The organism is Pseudomonas sp. Lz4W (assembly GCF_000346225.2).
GTDB classification, from domain to species: domain Bacteria; phylum Pseudomonadota; class Gammaproteobacteria; order Pseudomonadales; family Pseudomonadaceae; genus Aquipseudomonas; species Aquipseudomonas paraversuta.
Genome location: NZ_CP017432.1, coordinates 4,821,642 through 4,840,085 on the forward strand (window position 1 = coordinate 4,821,642; position 18,444 = coordinate 4,840,085).

The following is an 18,444-nucleotide window of genomic DNA, read 5'->3' on the forward strand; positions in this document are numbered from 1 at the left end:
CCAGCAGCTCAGGACTGGTCATTCAGCCCCTAGACAGAAATTTCACCCGATGTGAGCCATGCTATGGGTATGCTTTGCCCACCCAAACTCACATCGGACGTATTGCTTCCATGAGCTCACTGCCTTTCCTGCCGTTTTCCAAACCCACCATTGATGAAGCCACCATTGCTGCGGTTGGCGACGTGCTGCGCTCAGGCTGGATCACCAGCGGGCCCAAGGTTCAGGCTTTCGAAGCACAGCTGTCCGAGTACTTTGGCGGTCGCCCGGTGCGTACCTTCAACTCCGGCACCTGCACCATGGAAATCGCTCTGCGCATCGCGGGTATCGGTGCCGGTGATGAAGTGATCACCACTTCTATTTCATGGGTCGCCACGGCCAATGTGATCCTCGAAGTAGGCGCCACACCGGTGTTCGCCGATATCGACCCGGTTACACGCAATATCGACCTGGCCCAGGTCGAGGCCGCCATCACCCCGCGTACCAAGGCCATCATTCCGGTGTATTTGTCGGGCTTGCCGGTGGACATGGACGCGTTGTACGCGCTGGCCAAAAAATACAACCTGCGCGTAGTCGAAGATGCCGCCCAGGCTCTGGGCTCCAGCTGGAACGGGCAACGCATCGGCGCACGCGGCGATTTCGTTTCTTTCAGTTTTCAGGCCAACAAAAACATCACCTCGTCCGAAGGCGGGTGTCTGGTGCTGAACAATGAAGAAGAAGCGCGGCTGGCCGAGAAATATCGCCTGCAAGGGGTTACTCGTACCGGTTTCGACGGTCTGGATGTCGACGTGCTTGGTGGCAAGTTCAACATGACCGATATTGCAGCGGCTATTGGCCTGGGCCAGTTTGCCCATATCGAAGCCATTACCGCCCATCGCCGGCAATTGGCAAAACATTACTTCGAATGTTTTGGCCCTGACTTTGAAGCCGAATACGGCGCGCAACTGCCGGTGGCTGACTTCAACAATACCAACTGGCATTTGTTCCAGCTGGTGCTGGCGGAGCGCAAAGATGGCGAACCTGCCCGTGCCACCTTCATGAAAGACATGCAGGCACTGGGCGTCGGCGTGGGCTATCACTACCCGCCGATTCATTTGCTGAGTTTGTATCGTGCGCAAGGCTTCAAGGAGGGAATGTTGCCGATTGCCGAGCGCGTGGGCCGGCTGATCGTGTCGCTACCGATGTTTACCGCCATGACCAAGGCCGATGTGGAACGCTCTGTAGCGGCGGTCAAAGCGGTGTTGAAAGAGGCTTGAGTATTTAGAACAACTGCAGGAGCGAGCTTGCCTTGCGCTCTTTTGATCTTCTGAAAGATCGCGAGCAAGGACGCTCCCACAGGAACAGGCCGGGGTTACTCGCCGATTGCGGCTTTGTAACCGGCAGCATCCAGCAGCTTTTCCAGTTCCGCGGTGTTGCTTGGCTTGAGCTTGAAGATCCAGCTGGCGTAGGGTTCGCTGTTCAGCGACTCAGGGCTATCGGCCAGTGCTTCGTTAACGGCAATGACTTCGCCCGACACCGGCGAGTAGATATCCGAAGCAGCTTTTACCGACTCCACGACTCCCGCAGTATCACCGGCGGCAAACACTTTGCCGACTTCGGCCAGCTCAACAAACACCACATCCCCCAAGGCTTCCTGAGCGTGATCGCTGATGCCGACAGTAACCGTACCATCAGCTTCCAGACGGGCCCACTCATGACTTTCAGCAAAGCGCAGGTCAGCAGGGATATCGCTCATATTCAGTGTCCTCAAGAAGAAATTTCAGCGGCTCACACAGCGTGTTTGCCCGCCAGTAAACATTAGATCAAGGCTTTGCCAAGACGCACAAAAGTCGGTTTAACCACGCGAACCGGATACCACTTACCACGAATTTCGACCTCGGCACGATCGGCCGTTGCCACTGGAACCCGTGCCAAAGCAATCGATTTGCTCAGCGTAGGAGAGAAACTACCACTGGTTATCTCTCCTTCGCCAACATCAGCGATACGAACCACCTGATGAGCCCGCAGGACACCCCGCTCTTCGAGTACCAGACCCACCAGTTTGAGCTTCACTCCGCTGGCCTTTTCGGCCTCCAGCGCTTCGCGGCCAATGAATTTTCGCGAGGACGGTTCCCACGCGATGGTCCAGGCCATGTTGGCGGAAAGTGGCGAGACAGACAGATGAATATCCTGTCCGTAGAGGTTCATGCCGGCTTCAAGACGCAAGGTATCGCGAGCGCCCAGGCCAATAGGCGAGATACCGGCGCCCACCAGGTCGTTAAAGAAAGCCGGTGCCTGATCGGCCGGAAGCAGAATTTCCAGACCGTCTTCGCCGGTATAGCCGGTGCGCGCGATAAACCAGTCACCACAGCTCTGCCCTTCGAAGGGCTTAAGTTGCTGGATCAACTGGCTGCGGGCCTGATTCACCAGCTCGGCCACCTTATGCCGGGCCTGAGGTCCCTGGATTGCCAGCAAAGCCAGTTCGGAACGCTCGTGCAGCTCAACGGCATAGCCTTGAGCCTGAGCCGCCATCCAGGCCAGATCCTGATCACGGGTAGCGGCGTTGACAATAAGCCGATAGCCGTCGGGCATGAGGTAGACAATCATGTCGTCGACCACACCGCCCTGCTCATTGAGCATGGCGCTGTAAAGAGCACGGCCGGGCGTGTTCAGACGTTCGACATCGTTGGCCAATAAATGCTGGAGCCATTCCTTGACCTGATTACCGGTGACGTCAATCACGGTCATATGCGAGACATCAAAAACTCCACAGTCGCGGCGCACCTCATGGTGTTCCTCGACTTGCGAGCCGTAATGCAAGGGCATATCCCAACCGCCAAAATCGACCATCTTCGCGCCAAGGGCGAGATGCAGGTCATACAGAGGCGTACGCTGTCCCATGGGTTTCTCCTTCCGGGCTTGGCGAAGGTGCGGACAGGCTTGTTTTGGGCCCCAGACCTCTTAAAGAGGGCTTGATGCGTTTAACAGAGAACCTGGCCTGACAGACAGACCGCACCGAATGCCGCGCATTGTATCCACATGGGGAGGGACTGGCACCTAACCGATTCGATGTGCCGAGCGACGGATCAGCCCGATGACCGGCAATAAACCGACCAGCACCAACGTCAGCGCCGGCAACGAGGCCCGCGCCCACTCACCTTCACTGGTCATCTCAAAGATCCGAACCGCCAGCGTGTCCCACCCGAACGGGCGCATCAGCAAGGTAGCAGGCATCTCTTTGAGCACATCGACAAATACCAGCAGCGCAGCACTCAGGGTGCCCGGCAGCAATAACGGCAGATACACTTTGATAAACAGTCGCGGGCCACTCACCCCCAGGCTGCGGGCCGCTTCCGGCAAAGAAGGCCGGATGCGCGCCAGGCTGTTTTCCAGCGGGCCGTAAGCCACAGCAATAAAGCGCACCAGATATGCCAGCAGCAAGGCCGACAGGCTGCCCAGCAAGAGCGGCTTGCCTGCTCCTCCGAGCCAGCCTGATACCGGGATCACCAGCTCACGATCCAGATAGCTGAAAGCCAGCATGATCGATACCGCCAGCACCGATCCCGGCAATGCATAGCCCAGGTTCGCCAGACTGACCCCGGCGCGGATAGCCGGAGTGGGCGCCTGTCGTCGGGCAAACGCCAGCACCAGCGCCACGCTGACGGTGATCAGGGCGGCCATGGCGCCCAGATACAGGGTGTGCAGAATCAGGCCGGTATAACGCTCATCAAGATCAAAGCGCCCGCGCTGCCAGAACCACACCACCAATTGCAGCATCGGGATCACGAAAGCGCAGGCGAACACCAGCAAGCACCAGCTGCTGGCCAGCCACGCCTTGGCCCCCCGCAAGTGATACAAGGCCTTGGCCCGGGGCCGCTCGTTACTGGCGCGGCTGGCACCCCGGGCCCGGCGTTCGCCATAGAGCACGAGCATCACCACCAGCAGCAGCAAACTGGCCAGTTGCGCAGCGGTGGACAGGCTGAAAAAGCCGTACCAGGTTTTGTAGATGGCCGTGGTAAAGGTGTCGAAGTTGAACACCGACACGGCGCCGAAATCGGCCAGGGTCTCCATCAGTGCCAGCGCCACCCCCGCACCAATTGCCGGGCGCGCCATTGGCAGTGCCACACGCCAGAACGCCTGCCACGGGCTCTGGCCCAACACCCGGGCCGCTTCCATCAGGCCTTTGCCCTGAGCGAGAAATGCGCTGCGCGCCAACAAGTAAACGTAGGGGTAGAACACCAGAATCAGCACGATAATCACGCCGCCGGTGGAGCGCACCCTTGGCAGCCGCAGGCCCATGCCGAACCATTCCCGCAGCAGGGTTTGCACCGGACCGGCAAAGTCCAGCAGGCCGACAAAAACAAATGCCAGCACATAGGCAGGAATCGCGAACGGCAGCATCAGCGCCCAGTCCAGCCAGCGCCTGCCGGGGAACTCGCACAGGCTGGTTAACCACGCCAGGCTCACGCCCAGCAGCGTCACGCCTATGCCGACCCCCACGATCAGGGTGAGGGTGTTGCCCAGCAGGCGCGGCATCTGCGTATCCCACAGGTGGCTCCAGATCTGTGCGTCAATGCTTTGCCAGGACAACAGCAGAACGCTCAGCGGCAACAGCACCAGAGCGGCAATGACAAAAACCAGTGGATACCAGCGACGTTGGGCAGGATGGGCCACGAAAAACTCTCGGAAGTTGTTTGGAAGTACCGATAACAAATATGGGAGCGGGCTTGCTGGCGATAGCCTCAGCCCGGTCTCCTACAGAAACCACGCTGATGCTATCGCGGGCAAGCCCGCTCCCACAGGTAAAACTTCAGTTTTTTATCAGTTCCAGCCAGCACGATCCATCATGCGGATAGCTTCTGCCTGGCGCTTGCCTGCGACTTCAACCGGCAGTTCATCGGCCTTGAAGTTACCCCAGCTGGCCACTTCGGCTGAAGGTGCAACAGTCGGGTTGGCCGGGAATTCCTGGTTGGTCCCGGCAAAAATCGCCTGGGCTTCAGGGGTGGTCATCCACTCCACCAACGCCTTGGCCGCTTCAGGATGCGGAGCGTGTTTGGTCAGGCCAATACCCGACAGGTTGACGTGAACGCCGCGGTCCGCCTGGTTCGGCCAGAACAGTTTCACCGCCAGATCCGGCTTCTGCTTGTGCAGACGGCCATAGTAGTAAGTGTTGACGATGCCGACGTCGCACTGCCCGGCGTTGATCGCCTCCAGCACTGCGATGTCATCCGAGAACACATCGGTAGACAGGTTATTCACCCAGCCCTTGAGGATTTCTTCAGTTTTCTGCGGGCCATTCACTTCGATCATGGTGGCGGTCAGCGACTGGTTATAAACCTTCTTGGCGGTGCGCAGGCACAGGCGGCCTTCCCACTTTTTGTCCGCCAGGGCTTCGTAAGTCGACAGTTCTTCAGGTTTGACCCGGTCAGAGGCGTAGGCAATGGTTCGCGCACGCAAACTCAAGCCTGTCCACTCGTGGGAGGAAGAGCGGTATTGAGGCGGGATATTTTTATCGATCACGTCAGATTTGAGCGGCTGCAAAATGCCCATTTGCTCGGCCTGCCACAGGTTGCCGGCATCCACAGTCAGCAACAGGTCAGCAGTAGCGTTCTGCCCTTCGGCCTTGATGCGCTGCATCAGCGGCGCTTCCTTGTCGGTGATGAACTTGACCTTGACCCCGGTTTTGGCGGTGTAGGCGTCAAATACCGGCTTGATCAGCTCGTCGATGCGCGAGGAGTAGACCACCACTTCATCGGCAGCAAAGGCGCTGCTCCCGAAAACAGTAAGGGCCAGGGCAGTCAGTAGACGCTTGGGTACCAACATGGAGGGCGGTCTCTCTTAATGCGAATCGGGCGTAAATGGTAGTGAATCACATTTGCCATCTCAACCTAACTCGCCCTAGAGCCGTTACCAGATGTTGCAAGAAACGCCTTCCTGCAGGTCTCAGGCTTTGGCCAGCGGCGGCAAGTCGCCGGTCAGGCCCAGCGCCTGACGCACAAACAGCGCTTTGGCTTCGGGCATTTGATTGACCCATTTCAACCCGCTGTTACGCAGCAAGCGGGCGGTCAACGAATCTGACTGGAACAGGCGCTCAAAACCTTCCATCGCCGCCATCAACGCCAGGTTGTGCGGCATGCGGCGGCGCTCGAAACGGCTCAGTACCCGCACATCCGCCAGCCGTTCGCCACGATCCACCCCGTGCAACAGCACATCTGCCAGCACCGCTGCATCGAGGAAGCCCAGATTCACCCCCTGCCCGGCCAGGGGGTGGATGGTGTGTGCCGCATCGCCGATCAATGCCAGGCCTTCGGCCACATAACGCTTGGCGTGACGCTGGCGCAGAGGCACGCAGACCCGCGGGTCTGCACTCACAACGTTGCCCAGCCGGCCTTCGAAGGCCAGCTCCAGCTCGCGGCAGAACCCCTCGTCATCCAGCGCCATCAGGTGCGCGGCCTGCTCAGGGGTGGTCGACCAGACTATTGAGCACCAATCCTGCTGGCCATCACGCTGCAGTGGCAAAAACGCCAGTGGCCCGTGATCGGTAAAACGCTGCCAGGCGGTCTGCTGATGGGGTTCTGCGCACCGCACGCTGGTGACGATGGCGTGATGCTGGTAATCCCACTCACGGGTCTCACAGCCGGTCAGGCGGCGCACAGCCGAGTTGGCACCGTCGGCGGCAATCACTACCGGTGCCCGCAGGGTGCGTCCATCGGCCAGGGTCAGCAGCCAGTCGTCAGCGGAACGACGCATTTGCTCCAGCCGTGCATTGGCCAGCAGTTCGATATTGGTGGCTTGCAGGCACTCCAGCAGCGCATCCTGGATCACCCGGTTTTCAACGATATGGCCCAGCACCTCGGCATGCACACTGGCCGCCGAGAAGTGGATCTGCCCCGTGCCGCTGCCATCCCACACGTGCATGTGCGAATACGGACTGGCACGCCGCCGGGCAATCCCGTCCCAGGCTCCCAGGCGTTGCAGGATGCGCTGACTGGCGGCCGACAAGGCACTGACCCTGGGTTCAAACGGGGCCTGCGGGCTGAACGGTTTGACATCCAGCGGGCTGCCATCGAGCAGCAGAATTTTCAGTCCGCTGTCCTTGAGCGCCAGTGCCAAAGCACTACCGACCATTCCGGCCCCGACAATCAGCAGATCTGCGCGCATTTCCATGCTTTAAGCCTGTCTCGCTAGCGGCATACGCCGCACTTGAAAAATGGTCCGACACGGGGCATGCCCCGGCCGTCATTATTAACTGTCGGCACGGGTGCCCAGCCCCATCGCCTGGCGGGCAAACCAGCGTTTGGCCGGCGGCAACAAATCGAGGCCGAGCAAGCCAAGGTTGCGCCCCAGCGATACCAATGGCTGCTCACTGCCGAACACCCGTGTTACCTGGTCCGAGAAGCCAATTGTCAGTTGCTGGTCGAGTTTTTGCCGCTGTTGATAACTCAGCAGCGTGGCAAAATCACCGGGCTTCTTGTCGCTCGCCAACAAGGCGTCGGCCAATGCCTGCGCATCGCGCAAGGACAGGTTGAAACCCTGGCCGGCAATCGGGTGCAGGCTGTGAGCCGCGTTGCCCAGAATAGTCAGGTGCGGGCGTACCTGCTCTTCGGCTTCGACCAGCGAAAGCGGGTACAAATGCCGTGCGCCGACCTGCCTGAGGGTGCCCAGGCGGTAGCCGAATACAGCCTGCAACTCGCTGAGGAAGCTGCGCTCATCCAGTGCCGCCAGGCGCCGGGCATCCATCCCAAGACGGGTCCATACCAGCGCACAACGGTTGTCGGGCAATGGCAGCAAGGCCATCGGACCTTCATCGGTGAAACGCTCGAACGCCATTCCGGCGTGGGGCTGGCTCGGGGTGATGTTGGCAATTAGCGCACTTTGATCGTATGGCCGCTTGCGCACATGAATCCCCAACTGCTCGCGCAAGCCCGAGCGACCGCCATCGGCCAGCACTGCCAGGTCGCAGTCGAGCGTGGTTTCGTCATTGAGCGTCAAGCGGTAGCCATCTTCGAGCGGCTGCATGTGGATAACTTCAGCCGGGCAACGCCAGCTGATCACGTCCGGGTCCAGACTTTTCCACAGGCTTTGGCCGAGCCAGGTGTTTTCGACCACATACCCGAGCGCCGGAACCCCTTCTTCGCTGGACGACAAACGAGCCGTGGAAAAACGCCCGCGATCGGACACGTGAATGTCCTTGATCGGCTCGGCACGCTCGGCAATGGCTTGCCAAAGCCCCATCCGCTCGTAGATTTGCCGCGCACCATAACTAAGCGCCGACGAGCGAGCATCGTAGCTCGGCTGATAACTGTTGCCGGGAGCAAACGGCTCGATCAATACGATTTTCCAGCCCCGGGCCTTGGCCCCGGCCTGCAGCGCCAAGGCAAGACTGGCACCGACCAGTCCGCCACCGATGATCGCCAGACTGACCCGGTTCATACCGCGCCCGCTCGTGCTGCAGCCATCAAGGCTTCGATATCCGCGACGGTTTTCGGCACGTCGCCGGTCAAGACCTCACAGCCCTGTTTGGTGACCACTACGTCGTCCTCAATGCGCACCCCGATGCCGCGCCATTTTTTGGCAACATTCAGATTATTCGGGCTGATGTAGATGCCGGGCTCAACCGTCAGGGTCATGCCGACTTCCAGCACGCGCCATTCACCGCCCACCTTGTATTCACCCACGTCATGCACATCGAGCCCCAGCCAGTGGCCAGCGCGATGCATGTAAAAGGGTTTATAGGCTTCGCTGGCGATCAGTTGATCCACATCGCCCTGCAACAGGCCCAGTTCAACCAGCCCCGCCGTGATCACCTGAACCGTGGCTTCGTGGGCCTGGTTCCAGTGTTTGTCGGGCGCGATCTGGGCAAACGCGGCTTCCTGGGATGCCAGCACCAGTTCGTAAATGGCTTTTTGTTCAGGCGAGTACTTGCCGCCGACCGGGAATGTACGGCTGATATCACTGGCGTAGCAGTCGATCTCACACCCGGCATCGATCAATACCAGGTCGCCATCCTTGAGCAGGGCGTCATTTTCCTGGTAGTGCAGGATGCAGCTGTTATCGCCAGAGGCGACGATCGAGCCATAGGCTGGCATTTTTGCCCCGCTTTTACGGAATTCATAATCCAGTTCGGCCTCGAGGCTGTACTCATGCAAACCGGCACGGCTGGCCTGCATGGCGCGCACATGGGCGCGAGCCGAGATTTGCGCCGCATGGCGCATGACCTTGATCTCTGCCGCCGATTTATACAGGCGCATGTCATGCAGCAGATGATCCAGAGCAACGAATTCGTTGGGCGGCTGAGCACCGAGGTTCGCCTTGGAGCGGATCGTGTTGATCCACTCCATCAGGTTGCGATCAAAATCGGGGTTGCTGCCCATCGCCGAATACACCCGGTCACGGCCTTCAATCAGCCCCGGCAGGATGTCGTCAATGTCAGTGATGGGAAACGCATCGTCTGCACCGAAGTCGCGGATCGCGCCTTCTTGCCCGGCCCGCAAGCCGTCCCACAGCTCACGCTCGGCATTGCGCTCGCGGCAAAACAGTACGTATTCACCGTGGGCCCGGCCCGGAATCAGGACAATCACCGCCTGGGGCTCTGGAAAGCCGCTCAGATACTGGAAATTGCTCTCCTGGCGGTAAACATGTTCGACATCGCGATTACGAATTGCCACTGGCGCAGCAGGAAGAATCGCAATGCTGTTGGGCTCCATCTGCGCCATGAGCGCCTTGCGGCGACGTGTGTATTCCGATTTCGGGATATGGATCATGGGCAGACGGGTTCCCTCTTGACGATCAATCAGTGCAGCGAAGGCTTGGCAGCCGCAGGCTCAGCAGTTTTTTTGGTTTCAGTGAACAGCAACAGCGGCGCGACGCGCAGGTATTCCATCACTTCCATGTAGTCGCTTTCGCCGTCTTCGGATTCTTCCAGGGCATCTTGCACCTGGGAAATGGCCGCCAGATCGTTCAGAACTTCTTTACCTTCAAGACTCAAGGCATTGTCACGGTAGTTCAGGCCGAAACCGGCCAGGAAACCCTGACACCACTCACCCAGGGCGATGGCGCGTTCAGTCAGCGGCGCATCATCGGTAGGCAACAGCAACACGACGGTCATGTCGTCGCCGGTCAGTTCGCCTTTAACCATTTCTTGCAAACCGATCAGGGCATTGCGTACGTTGTCACTGATTTCATTTTCGCTTTGGAACAGCTCTTTGGCATCCGCCAGCCAGCCGTCGTGGTCAAAGCCGGCGCCAGCAGCGCTGCGACCCAACAACAGGCCGTGCAGTTCTGCAGGCGAAACATTATGGCCGCTGGAGGTCAGCAGGGTGGCAAAGGCTTGATACGGGGAATTCTGAATAGGCATGGTCAGCTAGGCGCCAAGCGGCGCTATGTCTAGAATGGAGGCCTTGTATCCTAGCATCGGCAGACGTGCCAGACCATCGAGGCGTCAACTCGTTTGACGGTTACCATCCATCAGAAAATACACAGTAGGACACAATGGAAGACACCGACCTGCATGCACTGATGGCCAGGCTCGAGCTGCTCATCAGCCGCGTCGAGCAACTTAACCGTCAAAACGGACTCTTAGTAGCTCAGGAAAAAACTTGGCGCGAGGAACGCGCGCACCTCATTGAAAAAAACGAAATCGCCCGACACAAGGTGGAATCGATGATTTCGCGCCTCAAAGCCCTGGAGCAAGACTCATGAGTACTAGCAGCAGCGTCACCGTGCACATCCTCGATAAAGAATATTCGATCATGTGCCCCCAGGAAGAACGCACCAATCTGGTGAGTGCCGCCCGCTATCTGGATGGCAAAATGCGGGAAATCCGCAGCAGCGGCAAAGTTATTGGCGCCGACCGTATCGCCGTAATGGCCGCCCTGAATATCACCCACGATCTGTTGCACAGACAGGAAATCGCCGAAGTTCAGCCCAACGGCTCAACTCGCGAACAGGTGCGCGACCTGCTGGAGCGCGTCGATCTGGTGCTCGCCACTGATCCGAACGAACGTCAGAGCTGATTCAAAAGGTTTCTTTGGGGTATACTCGCGCCACTCCCTGGAGTATTCGCCAGTTAGCGATGTCCCTGAGCCGATTCGCACTACCCTGGAGCTTGCACGTTGGACCGGTGTGCATGTCCGCTCGACGGAAAGCCTTAAGGTCTACTGCAACTTCCACCTTGAACTTTCGGGTTCAAGGGCCAAGCCGACAGCGGTACGTCGGGGAGCCTGATTTCCAGCGCAATGCCGGCCATGAGCTGGCATTGCCTTTCACGAGCCAACCGTCCGGTGAACTCGATCTTGAACAGCACCATGACCGAACCTGCGACACGCCCGCAACTTCGACGACTGCTGCGCAAAGCCCGCCGCGAACTTTCGCCCTGCGAGCAACGCCAGGCTGCCCGCGGCCTGTACCGGCAACTGGCGCAACACCCGCTGTTTCGCCGCGCCAGACATATCTCGCTGTACCTGCCCACTGACGGTGAAATCGATCCGCGCCTGCTGCTGCGTGAAGCACAGCGTCGGGGCAAGACTACTTACCTGCCCGTGCTCAGCGCATGGCCACGAACCAAGATGGTGTTTCAGCGCGTTGCACCCGGTGAAAAACTGATCCCCAATCGCTTTCGAATTCTCGAACCCCGAATCAACCGCGCACGCCAGCGCAAGGTCTGGGCACTGGACCTGGTGCTGTTGCCGCTGGTGGGGTTTGATCAAGCCGGGGGACGACTGGGCATGGGCGGCGGTTTTTATGACCGCAGCCTGGCCTATCTGGCCCGTCGCAAAAGCTGGCGCAAGCCGACACTGCTGGGGCTGGCCCACGAATGTCAGAAAGTAGAGAGTCTGGCCCAGGCCAGTTGGGATGTGCCGCTACAGGGTACGGTCTCGGACAAGCAGTGGTACGTTGCCCACTGACTGCCAGGGCGTCTCTGTCAAATTGACTGGAAGTGTCTAGCGCTTGAAAGGTTGTACCTGTTGCTGCGCCAGTTCCATCGAGGTGTCGGTCGAAGTTGACCAGAGGCTTTGCGCATAACCCGTTGTAACCACGCCCAAACCGAACAAAATAACCAAAATCCACAGTAAATCCGGTTTGCGTTTCATCGATTGCCCCCCTTCAGGCAAATCAACACGATGACAGCAACGGTTTTTGTTATAGGCCGTGCAGCAGCGTCAAGCTTAAAATCCCGGCATTCTGAGGCAACACGAACTGACACGCAAACGCTGGCGTCAACCGACTGTCGGTTTACAAATATCTTGCCAGACAAAATGACCAGGCAGCATTTGAGGAGCAGTGAAAATGGCCTATTGGTTGATGAAATCCGAGCCCGACGAGTTCTCTATCAAGGATTTGCAGAAGATTGGCGAAGCGCGCTGGGATGGCGTGCGTAACTATCAGGCGCGCAACTTTATACGGAGCATGAGCACCGGCGACGAGTTCTTCTTCTACCATTCCAGCTGCCCCGAGCCTGGGATTGCCGGGGTTGGCCGAATCGTCCAGTCCGCGTATCCGGACCCCACGGCCCTGGACCCCGAAAGCCACTATTTCGACCCCAAGGCCAGCGCCGAAAAAAACCCGTGGAGTGCATTGCAAGTGGCACACGTGCAAACCTTCCCCAGGGTCATCAAGCTCGACTACCTGAAACAACAAAGCGCGCTGGCCGAAATGCCACTGGTACAAAAAGGCAGCCGCCTCTCAGTCATGCCCGTAACTGCCGAGCAATGGGCAGTGGTGCTGGGCCTGCTTTAGTAACACTCGGCTCCCGGGTTGAATCCGCCCCGGCTCCGGCAACATCCTGTATTAGCGTCTAGGCTCTCAACTTCCTTTGACTGGCATCAAGCCTGCGCGGCCTTGAAACAGTCAAACTAGAGCGCTCTGTGACACAGGATGTCGGCATGTCTAAGAATCACCGTCTTTCCCATTACTTCGTTATTCCTTTGGCAATATTGCTGATTGCCGCAGGCGGGTTCGGTTACTGGAAATCCCTGCACGACCGCCTCCCTGAAGGGATCAGCATGGGCAACGGTCGACTCGAGTCCACGGAAGTGCAGATCGCCGCGAAGATTCCGGGCCGCCTGGCCGAGGTTCTGGTCGATGAAGGTGATCACGTGACCAAGGGCCAGTTACTGGCCCGCATGGACACCCGCACCCTTGAAGCCACCCGCGCCCAGGCCCAGGCCGAAGTACAGCGCGCACGTGAGGCCCTGGCGGCCAATGAAGCCAACGTGCAATTGCGCCAAAGCGAAAAACTGCTGGCCAGTCAGGAGCTCAAACGCTTTCGCCAACTGTCCGAACGCGGTTTTGCCAGCGCCCAGCTGCTAGATCAGCAACAGGCAAAATTCAATACCAGCAACTCCGCGGTGGTTGCCGCACAGGCTCAAGTTGCCGCCGCCAAAGCCGCCATCGTGTCCAGCGAAGCGCACGTCGCGCAACTCACCAGTGAAATAGAAGACAGCAGCCTGCGTGCGCCAATCAACGGGGTGATCCAGTTGCGCCTGGCCGAGCCCGGCGAAGTGCTGGGCTCCGGTGGACGGGTATTCATGCTGATCGACCCGAGCGACCAGTACATGAATCTGTACTTGCCCGCCTCGGTGGTCGGCAAGCTGGCGGTTGGCGCTCAAGCCCGCATCGTGCTCGACGCCCTGCCCGATCAGCCACTGCCGGCAAAAATCTCCTTTGTCGCCGCCAAATCGCAGTTCACCCCCAAAGAAGTCGAAACCCGTGACGAGCGGCAAAAACTGGTGTTCCGGGTCAAGCTGCGCCTGACCGACCCGGCCGCCGTACCTCAAGCAAAACCGGGCATGCCGGGAGCCGGTTATGTTCGGACCAGCGACGTGAACTGGCCGGCTAACCTGCAATGAGCGACCTGGCGCTCAACGCCAGTGGCATCAGCCACAGGTACGGCAAACAACAAGCCCTGCTAGACATTGCCTTCAGCCTGCCAAAAGGCACGCGCTGCGGGCTGATTGGCCCGGATGGCGCGGGCAAGTCGAGCTTGCTGGGGCTGATTGCCGGGGTCAAAAAACTACAGCAAGGCTCACTGCAAGTGCTTGGCGGCCCCATTGACGACCGCCGCCATCGCAACACCCTGTATCCGCTGATTGCCTTTATGCCCCAGGGCCTGGGCGGCAATCTTTATCCCGAATTGTCGATCAGCGAGAACATCCGTTTTTTTGGCACTCTGTTTGGCTTGTCCAGAGATGACTGCGAACAGCGTATGGCGCAGTTGCTCAAGGCTACCGACCTTGAGCGCTTTGCCGAACGCCCCGCAGGCAAGCTGTCCGGCGGGATGAAGCAAAAGCTCGGGCTATGTTGCGCGCTGATCCACGAGCCGGACCTGCTGATCCTCGACGAACCCACCACCGGTGTCGACCCGCTGTCACGGCGACGTTTCTGGGAGCTGGTGGATGACGTACGCAGTCAACGCCCACAACTCACATTGCTGGTCGCAACGGCCTACATGGAAGAGGCCGAGCAATTCGAACACTGCCTGATGCTGGATCGCGGCAAGTTGATTGCGGCCGGATTGAGCCGGGAACTGGCAGCCGTCACCACTACCGGCAAGCTGGATGAAGCCTTTACCCACTACCAGGGCGACAGCGCTCATAACAATGAACCGCTGGTGATACCGCCACGCACCAGCGACAACAGCGACATCGCCATTGAGGCCCACAACCTGACCCTCAAATTCGGCGACTTCACCGCGGTCAACAACGTCAGCTTTGCCATTGGCCGGGGCGAGATTTTCGGCTTTTTGGGCTCTAACGGCTGCGGCAAGACCACCACCATGAAAGTGCTGACCGGCCTGATGCCCGCCACGCAAGGCAGCGCCAGGCTGCTGGGTAATCCGGTTAACGCCAAAGACCTGGCCACCCGCAAGCGCGTAGGTTTCATGTCGCAGAGCTTCTCGCTGTACGGCGAATTGAGCGTACGCCAGAACCTGGTATTGCATGCCCAACTCTTCGACTTGCCCAAGGCGCAAAGCCAGACCCGGATCGAGGAGCTGATCCAGCGCTTCGACCTCGCAGAGGTTGCCGAGCAACAATCCGGCGAACTGCCATTAGGTCTGCGCCAGCGCTTGTCCCTGGCAGTGGCGGTGTTGCATCGCCCCGAAGTGCTGATCCTCGATGAGCCCACCTCCGGCGTCGACCCGGCCGCGCGGGATGACTTCTGGCGCCTGTTGATCGAACTGTCCCGCGAGCAGGGGGTGACGATCTTTCTGTCCACCCACTTTATGAACGAGGCGCAACGCTGTGACCGGATTTCGCTGATGCACGCAGGCAAGGTACTGGCCTGCGACACCCCGGATGCGCTGCAAAAACAGTTCCACGGCGACACCCTGGAGGCGGCCTTTGTCACCTGCCTGGAAGAAGCGCAAAACGATCCGGCCGCCAACGTGGCAACCCAAGCCGAGCCGCCACCGGCAGCTGCCGTGAATGCACCACCGCCACCGGGCAAAACCGGCTTCAGCATGGCCCGGCTGATTGCCGTCGCCAGCCGCGAATCCAAAGAATTACTGCGGGACAAGGTGCGCATGGCGTTCGCCCTGCTGGGCGCGGTGTTCATGATGGTCATTTTTGGCTACGGCATTTCCCTGGATGTGGAAAACCTCGCCTTCGCTGTGTACGACCAGGATCAAAGCCCCCAGAGCCGCGCCTACCTTGAAGCCTTTCGCAGTTCGCGTTATTTCGAGGAGCACGCGCCCATCCAGAGCGCAGACCAATTGCACGAACGCCTGCAGCGTTCCGAAATCAAGATCGCCCTGGAAATCCCGCCGGGCTTCGGTCGTGATCTTTACGCCGGACGCCAGCCCACCGTGGCCGCCTGGCTCGACGGCGGCATGCCGTTTCGGGCCGAAACCAGCCGCAACTATGTCGAAGCCGTACACTCGGCCAACCTTGAGCAACTGGCCGCACAAAGCAGCCTGGCGCAAAACAAGCAGGTAATGGCCAGGCTGGAAACCCGGTTCCGCTATAACCAGGACGTGATCAGCGTGAATGCCATCGGCCCCGGGGTGATGGCGCTGATTCTCGCGTTTATCCCGGCGATGCTCACGGCTCTGGGCATCGTGCGGGAAAAAGAACTGGGCTCGATCACCAACTTTTACGCCACGCCGCTGACCCGGCTGGAATTTCTGCTGGGCAAACAGGCTCCCTACCTGGCGGTGAGCCTGGTCAACCTGGCATTGCTGGTGGCGATGAACCGCTGGCTGTTCGGCGTGCCGTTTAAAGGCAGCGGACTCACACTGGCATTGGGCGGACTCTTGTATGTACTGGCCACCACCAGCATGGGCCTGCTGATCTCCGCATTCACTCGCACCCAGATCGCGGCAATCCTGGGCACCATGATCATCACCAGCCTGCCGACCATTCAGTTCTCCGGGCTGATCGTGCCGCGCTCCTCCCTCGACGGATCTGCGGCGCTGATGGGCATGCTGTTCCCGGCCGGACACTTTCTCGACATAGCCGTAGGCACCTTCACCAAAGCCCTGGACCTTCGTCAGCTGTGGCCGCAATGCCTGGCACTGTTGGGGTTCTTTGTCGTGTTCACCGGACTGAGCCTGATCATGCTCAAGAAGCAGGAGGTTTGATGCACAAGCTCTCGCACATCCTGCGCCTGGGTTTTAAAGAACTCACCAGCCTGCGTCACGACAGTGTCTTGCTCCTGTTTTTGCTCTATGCCTTCACCGTAGCTATCTATATGCCAGCGGCCGGCTCGATCATCGGCGTGCATAACGCCAGCGTGGCCATCGTCGATGAAGACCACAGCCAGTTATCGCGCAAACTGGCGGAGTCGCTGCTACCGCCCGAATTCCAGGCACCGCAGGACTTGCCTTACGATCAGCTGGACCAGTCGATGGACAGCGGCCGCTACACCTTTGTGATCAACCTGCCGGCCAACTTCCAGGCCGACTTGCTGGCCGGACGCGAACCGGGCGTACAGGTCAACGTTGATGCCACGGCCATGAGCCAGGCATTTATGGGGGCGGGGTATATCGGCCGGATCTTCCAGCGCGAACTGCTCAACTACACCGGGCAGGCCGATGCCGCGGCCAATACGCCAGCGCTGCTCAGCAGCCGCGCGTTGTTCAACCCCAACCTGGAGGGCGGCTGGTTTCTGGCGGTGATCCAGATCGTCAACAACATCACCATCCTGGCCATCGTCCTGACCGGCACTGCGCTGCTGCGCGAGCGTGAACACGGCACCCTCGACCACCTGCTGGTCCTGCCACTGACGGCACTGGAAATCATGCTCGCAAAAATCTGGAGCAACATGCTGGTGGTGGTGCTGTGTACCTGGATATCGCTGGAAGTCGTGGTGAAATGGGCCCTGGGCGTGCCGCTGGCGGGGTCGTTGACCCTGTTTTTACTGGTAACGGCACTTTACCTGTTTGCCAGTACCGCACTGGGAATCTTCCTCGCGACCCTGGCCCGCTCAACGCCGCAGTTCGGTTTGCTGGCGATCCCGGTGATCATTCCGATGCTCCTGCTATCGGGCGGGAGCACCCCGCTGGACAGCATGCCCGAATGGTTGCAATGGGTGATGCAGTGCTCGCCCTCGACGCACTTTGTGAGCCTGAGTGCGGCGATATTGTTTCGCGATGCGGGGGTAGAAGTGGTGTGGCCGGACCTGTTGGCACTGACCACTATTGGCCTGGTATTTTTCGCCATTGCCCTTGCGCGGTTTCGCAAGAGCCTGGCGTCTTAGTCATGGGACTGAACACATGCCTGCAGACGCCGGGCCCGGGCACTTACTGAACGATTAAATTGTTAAACAGCAAATCCTCGATCATCGGCTTGCCGGTCTCTTCGAGCATCACCTGCTGAATCTGTTTCAAGGCCTCCTGGCGCAGCTTCTCCTTGGCTTCAACACTGCCCAGGCTTTCGCTGGTCTGCTGGGTAAACAAACCCACCAACTGATTACGAATCAACGGATCATTGGCTTTCACCGCCTTGGCCGCCTCGGCTCCGGACACGCGCAACGAAATGTCCGCCTTGTACACCTTGAGCCTGGAACTGCCATCGAGCCCGTAGTTACCCACGAACGGCGGGTTCAGGGTGACATAGCTGACCTTGGCAGCGCCCTCTTCGGCTTCTTCTGCAAGCGCCACCATCGGCCAGGACAGGGCCAGCATCAATACAATCCACGCTTTCACAATTCGCTCCTTGGTACGGGTTGAAGAAGCAGCCGGGGCTGCTTGCACATCTATTTCTGGTTATCGGCCAGTTAGCGCAAAGCCGTAGGGCTCCGATCCTGGCGTGAGACAGATCCGAATAAACGGACAGACCTGCCCTTTAATTTTTTATCCACAGCCCGTTTCTCCAGGCCTGTGGACAGTTTGACCCGTTGCGTCTGCCAAGCGGGCTGTGGAAGGTTTCACCCCCGGGCAACAGGTTCACAAATGAAAGTGCTCTGTGGGATTTTTCCTATAACAGCAGAAAGTAAGGCCTGTCATTTTCAGTAACGAAAATGTAACGT

18 protein-coding genes and 1 other RNA gene are annotated in these 18,444 nt (G+C 59.2%); 9 read left to right on the plus strand and 10 right to left on the minus strand.

Annotation, left to right across the window (positions count from 1 at the left end):
* Positions 1-110: 110 nt before the first annotated feature.
* The gene (locus B195_RS21950; RefSeq protein WP_003438356.1) at positions 111-1,253 is read left to right on the plus strand and encodes a DegT/DnrJ/EryC1/StrS aminotransferase family protein; all 1,143 of its coding nucleotides are present in this window, start codon (positions 111-113) and stop codon (positions 1,251-1,253) included.
* A 95-nt stretch (positions 1,254-1,348) separates the two neighbouring features.
* Here B195_RS21950 and gcvH read toward each other — a convergent pair whose 3' ends face one another.
* From gcvH to B195_RS21990, 8 genes are all read right to left on the minus strand, one after another.
* On the minus strand, positions 1,349-1,732 hold the full coding sequence (gene gcvH / locus B195_RS21955; protein ID WP_003438354.1) for a glycine cleavage system protein GcvH: 384 nt from the start codon (positions 1,730-1,732) through the stop codon (positions 1,349-1,351).
* Positions 1,733-1,794: 62 nt separating this feature from the next.
* Positions 1,795-2,877: a glycine cleavage system aminomethyltransferase GcvT gene (gene gcvT, locus B195_RS21960; protein WP_003438351.1), complete on the minus strand. Its 1,083-nt coding sequence runs from the start codon at positions 2,875-2,877 to the stop codon at positions 1,795-1,797.
* A gap of 156 nt (positions 2,878-3,033) precedes the next feature.
* Positions 3,034-4,650, minus strand: a complete 1,617-nt coding sequence (locus tag B195_RS21965) for an iron ABC transporter permease (protein ID WP_003438348.1) — start codon at positions 4,648-4,650, stop codon at positions 3,034-3,036.
* Between the two features lie 147 nt (positions 4,651-4,797).
* Positions 4,798-5,799, minus strand: coding sequence for an extracellular solute-binding protein (locus tag B195_RS21970; protein WP_003438345.1), 1,002 nt, complete (start codon positions 5,797-5,799; stop codon positions 4,798-4,800).
* Positions 5,800-5,919: 120 nt separating this feature from the next.
* The gene (locus B195_RS21975; protein ID WP_191985192.1) at positions 5,920-7,137 is read right to left on the minus strand and encodes a 2-octaprenyl-3-methyl-6-methoxy-1,4-benzoquinol hydroxylase; all 1,218 of its coding nucleotides are present in this window, start codon (positions 7,135-7,137) and stop codon (positions 5,920-5,922) included.
* Positions 7,138-7,221: 84 nt separating this feature from the next.
* Positions 7,222-8,409 (minus strand): 2-octaprenyl-6-methoxyphenyl hydroxylase, encoded by a 1,188-nt coding sequence (ubiH, locus tag B195_RS21980; protein WP_003438339.1) that lies wholly within the window; start codon positions 8,407-8,409, stop codon positions 7,222-7,224.
* A complete protein-coding gene (pepP, locus tag B195_RS21985) occupies positions 8,406-9,740 on the minus strand; it encodes a Xaa-Pro aminopeptidase (RefSeq protein ID WP_003438337.1) in 1,335 nt (444 codons plus the stop codon). The genes ubiH and pepP overlap by 4 nt, the downstream gene beginning before the upstream one ends.
* Positions 9,741-9,769: 29 nt before the next feature.
* Entirely contained in the window at positions 9,770-10,333 is a 564-nt protein-coding gene (locus B195_RS21990) for a YecA family protein (RefSeq protein ID WP_003438334.1), read from the minus strand.
* Positions 10,334-10,467: 134 nt separating this feature from the next.
* On the opposite strand from B195_RS21990, the gene B195_RS21995 reads away from it, so the two are divergent.
* The 4 genes from B195_RS21995 (at position 10,468) to B195_RS22010 (ending at position 11,882) form a co-directional block, all read left to right on the plus strand.
* Positions 10,468-10,677, plus strand: a complete 210-nt coding sequence (locus B195_RS21995) for a TIGR02449 family protein (protein WP_003438332.1) — start codon at positions 10,468-10,470, stop codon at positions 10,675-10,677.
* Positions 10,674-10,991: a cell division protein ZapA gene (locus tag B195_RS22000; protein WP_003438329.1), complete on the plus strand. Its 318-nt coding sequence runs from the start codon at positions 10,674-10,676 to the stop codon at positions 10,989-10,991. The genes B195_RS21995 and B195_RS22000 overlap by 4 nt, the downstream gene beginning before the upstream one ends.
* A gap of 31 nt (positions 10,992-11,022) precedes the next feature.
* Positions 11,023-11,200: non-coding RNA, 6S RNA (gene ssrS / locus B195_RS22005), on the plus strand.
* An 82-nt stretch (positions 11,201-11,282) separates the two neighbouring features.
* A complete protein-coding gene (locus tag B195_RS22010) occupies positions 11,283-11,882 on the plus strand; it encodes a 5-formyltetrahydrofolate cyclo-ligase (RefSeq protein WP_003438326.1) in 600 nt (199 codons plus the stop codon).
* A 36-nt stretch (positions 11,883-11,918) separates the two neighbouring features.
* Here the strand turns inward: B195_RS22010 and B195_RS22015 are convergent, their stop codons facing one another.
* Positions 11,919-12,068 (minus strand): hypothetical protein, encoded by a 150-nt coding sequence (locus tag B195_RS22015; protein ID WP_003438323.1) that lies wholly within the window; start codon positions 12,066-12,068, stop codon positions 11,919-11,921.
* A gap of 196 nt (positions 12,069-12,264) precedes the next feature.
* Between B195_RS22015 and B195_RS22020 the strand changes: the two genes are divergently transcribed.
* The 4 genes from B195_RS22020 (at position 12,265) to B195_RS22035 (ending at position 17,673) form a co-directional block, all read left to right on the plus strand.
* Positions 12,265-12,714 carry an EVE domain-containing protein gene (locus B195_RS22020; RefSeq protein ID WP_003438320.1) on the plus strand — a complete coding sequence of 150 codons (450 nt, stop codon included), beginning with the start codon at positions 12,265-12,267 and terminating at the stop codon, positions 12,712-12,714.
* A gap of 146 nt (positions 12,715-12,860) precedes the next feature.
* Positions 12,861-13,826 (plus strand): HlyD family secretion protein, encoded by a 966-nt coding sequence (locus B195_RS22025; protein ID WP_003438317.1) that lies wholly within the window; start codon positions 12,861-12,863, stop codon positions 13,824-13,826.
* A complete protein-coding gene (gene rbbA / locus B195_RS22030; protein ID WP_003438315.1) occupies positions 13,823-16,555 on the plus strand; it encodes a ribosome-associated ATPase/putative transporter RbbA in 2,733 nt (910 codons plus the stop codon). The genes B195_RS22025 and rbbA overlap by 4 nt, the downstream gene beginning before the upstream one ends.
* Positions 16,555-17,673 (plus strand): ABC transporter permease, encoded by a 1,119-nt coding sequence (locus B195_RS22035; RefSeq protein WP_003438312.1) that lies wholly within the window; start codon positions 16,555-16,557, stop codon positions 17,671-17,673. The genes rbbA and B195_RS22035 overlap by 1 nt, the downstream gene beginning before the upstream one ends.
* Positions 17,674-17,716: 43 nt before the next feature.
* On the opposite strand, the gene B195_RS22040 is transcribed toward B195_RS22035, so the two are convergent.
* Complete coding sequence (locus B195_RS22040; protein WP_003438309.1) at positions 17,717-18,121, minus strand: flagellar basal body-associated protein FliL; 405 nt, start codon at positions 18,119-18,121, stop codon at positions 17,717-17,719.
* Positions 18,122-18,444: the final 323 nt, after the last annotated feature.

Excerpts from the sequence above, each read along its gene's own strand:
- B195_RS21950 (WP_003438356.1), top strand. The coding sequence starts at position 111 with ATGAGCTCACTGCCTTTCCTGCCGTTTTCCAAACCCACCATTGATGAA.
- gcvH (WP_003438354.1), bottom strand. The coding sequence starts at position 1,732 with ATGAGCGATATCCCTGCTGACCTGCGCTTTGCTGAAAGTCATGAGTGG.
- gcvT (WP_003438351.1), bottom strand. The coding sequence starts at position 2,877 with ATGGGACAGCGTACGCCTCTGTATGACCTGCATCTCGCCCTTGGCGCG.
- B195_RS21970 (WP_003438345.1), bottom strand. The coding sequence starts at position 5,799 with ATGTTGGTACCCAAGCGTCTACTGACTGCCCTGGCCCTTACTGTTTTC.
- B195_RS21975 (WP_191985192.1), bottom strand. The coding sequence starts at position 7,137 with ATGCGCGCAGATCTGCTGATTGTCGGGGCCGGAATGGTCGGTAGTGCT.
- ubiH (WP_003438339.1), bottom strand. The coding sequence starts at position 8,409 with ATGAACCGGGTCAGTCTGGCGATCATCGGTGGCGGACTGGTCGGTGCC.
- pepP (WP_003438337.1), bottom strand. The coding sequence starts at position 9,740 with ATGATCCATATCCCGAAATCGGAATACACACGTCGCCGCAAGGCGCTC.
- B195_RS21990 (WP_003438334.1), bottom strand. The coding sequence starts at position 10,333 with ATGCCTATTCAGAATTCCCCGTATCAAGCCTTTGCCACCCTGCTGACC.
- B195_RS21995 (WP_003438332.1), top strand. The coding sequence starts at position 10,468 with ATGGAAGACACCGACCTGCATGCACTGATGGCCAGGCTCGAGCTGCTC.
- B195_RS22000 (WP_003438329.1), top strand. The coding sequence starts at position 10,674 with ATGAGTACTAGCAGCAGCGTCACCGTGCACATCCTCGATAAAGAATAT.
- B195_RS22010 (WP_003438326.1), top strand. The coding sequence starts at position 11,283 with ATGACCGAACCTGCGACACGCCCGCAACTTCGACGACTGCTGCGCAAA.
- B195_RS22015 (WP_003438323.1), bottom strand. The coding sequence starts at position 12,068 with ATGAAACGCAAACCGGATTTACTGTGGATTTTGGTTATTTTGTTCGGT.
- B195_RS22020 (WP_003438320.1), top strand. The coding sequence starts at position 12,265 with ATGGCCTATTGGTTGATGAAATCCGAGCCCGACGAGTTCTCTATCAAG.
- B195_RS22025 (WP_003438317.1), top strand. The coding sequence starts at position 12,861 with ATGTCTAAGAATCACCGTCTTTCCCATTACTTCGTTATTCCTTTGGCA.
- rbbA (WP_003438315.1), top strand. The coding sequence starts at position 13,823 with ATGAGCGACCTGGCGCTCAACGCCAGTGGCATCAGCCACAGGTACGGC.
- B195_RS22035 (WP_003438312.1), top strand. The coding sequence starts at position 16,555 with ATGCACAAGCTCTCGCACATCCTGCGCCTGGGTTTTAAAGAACTCACC.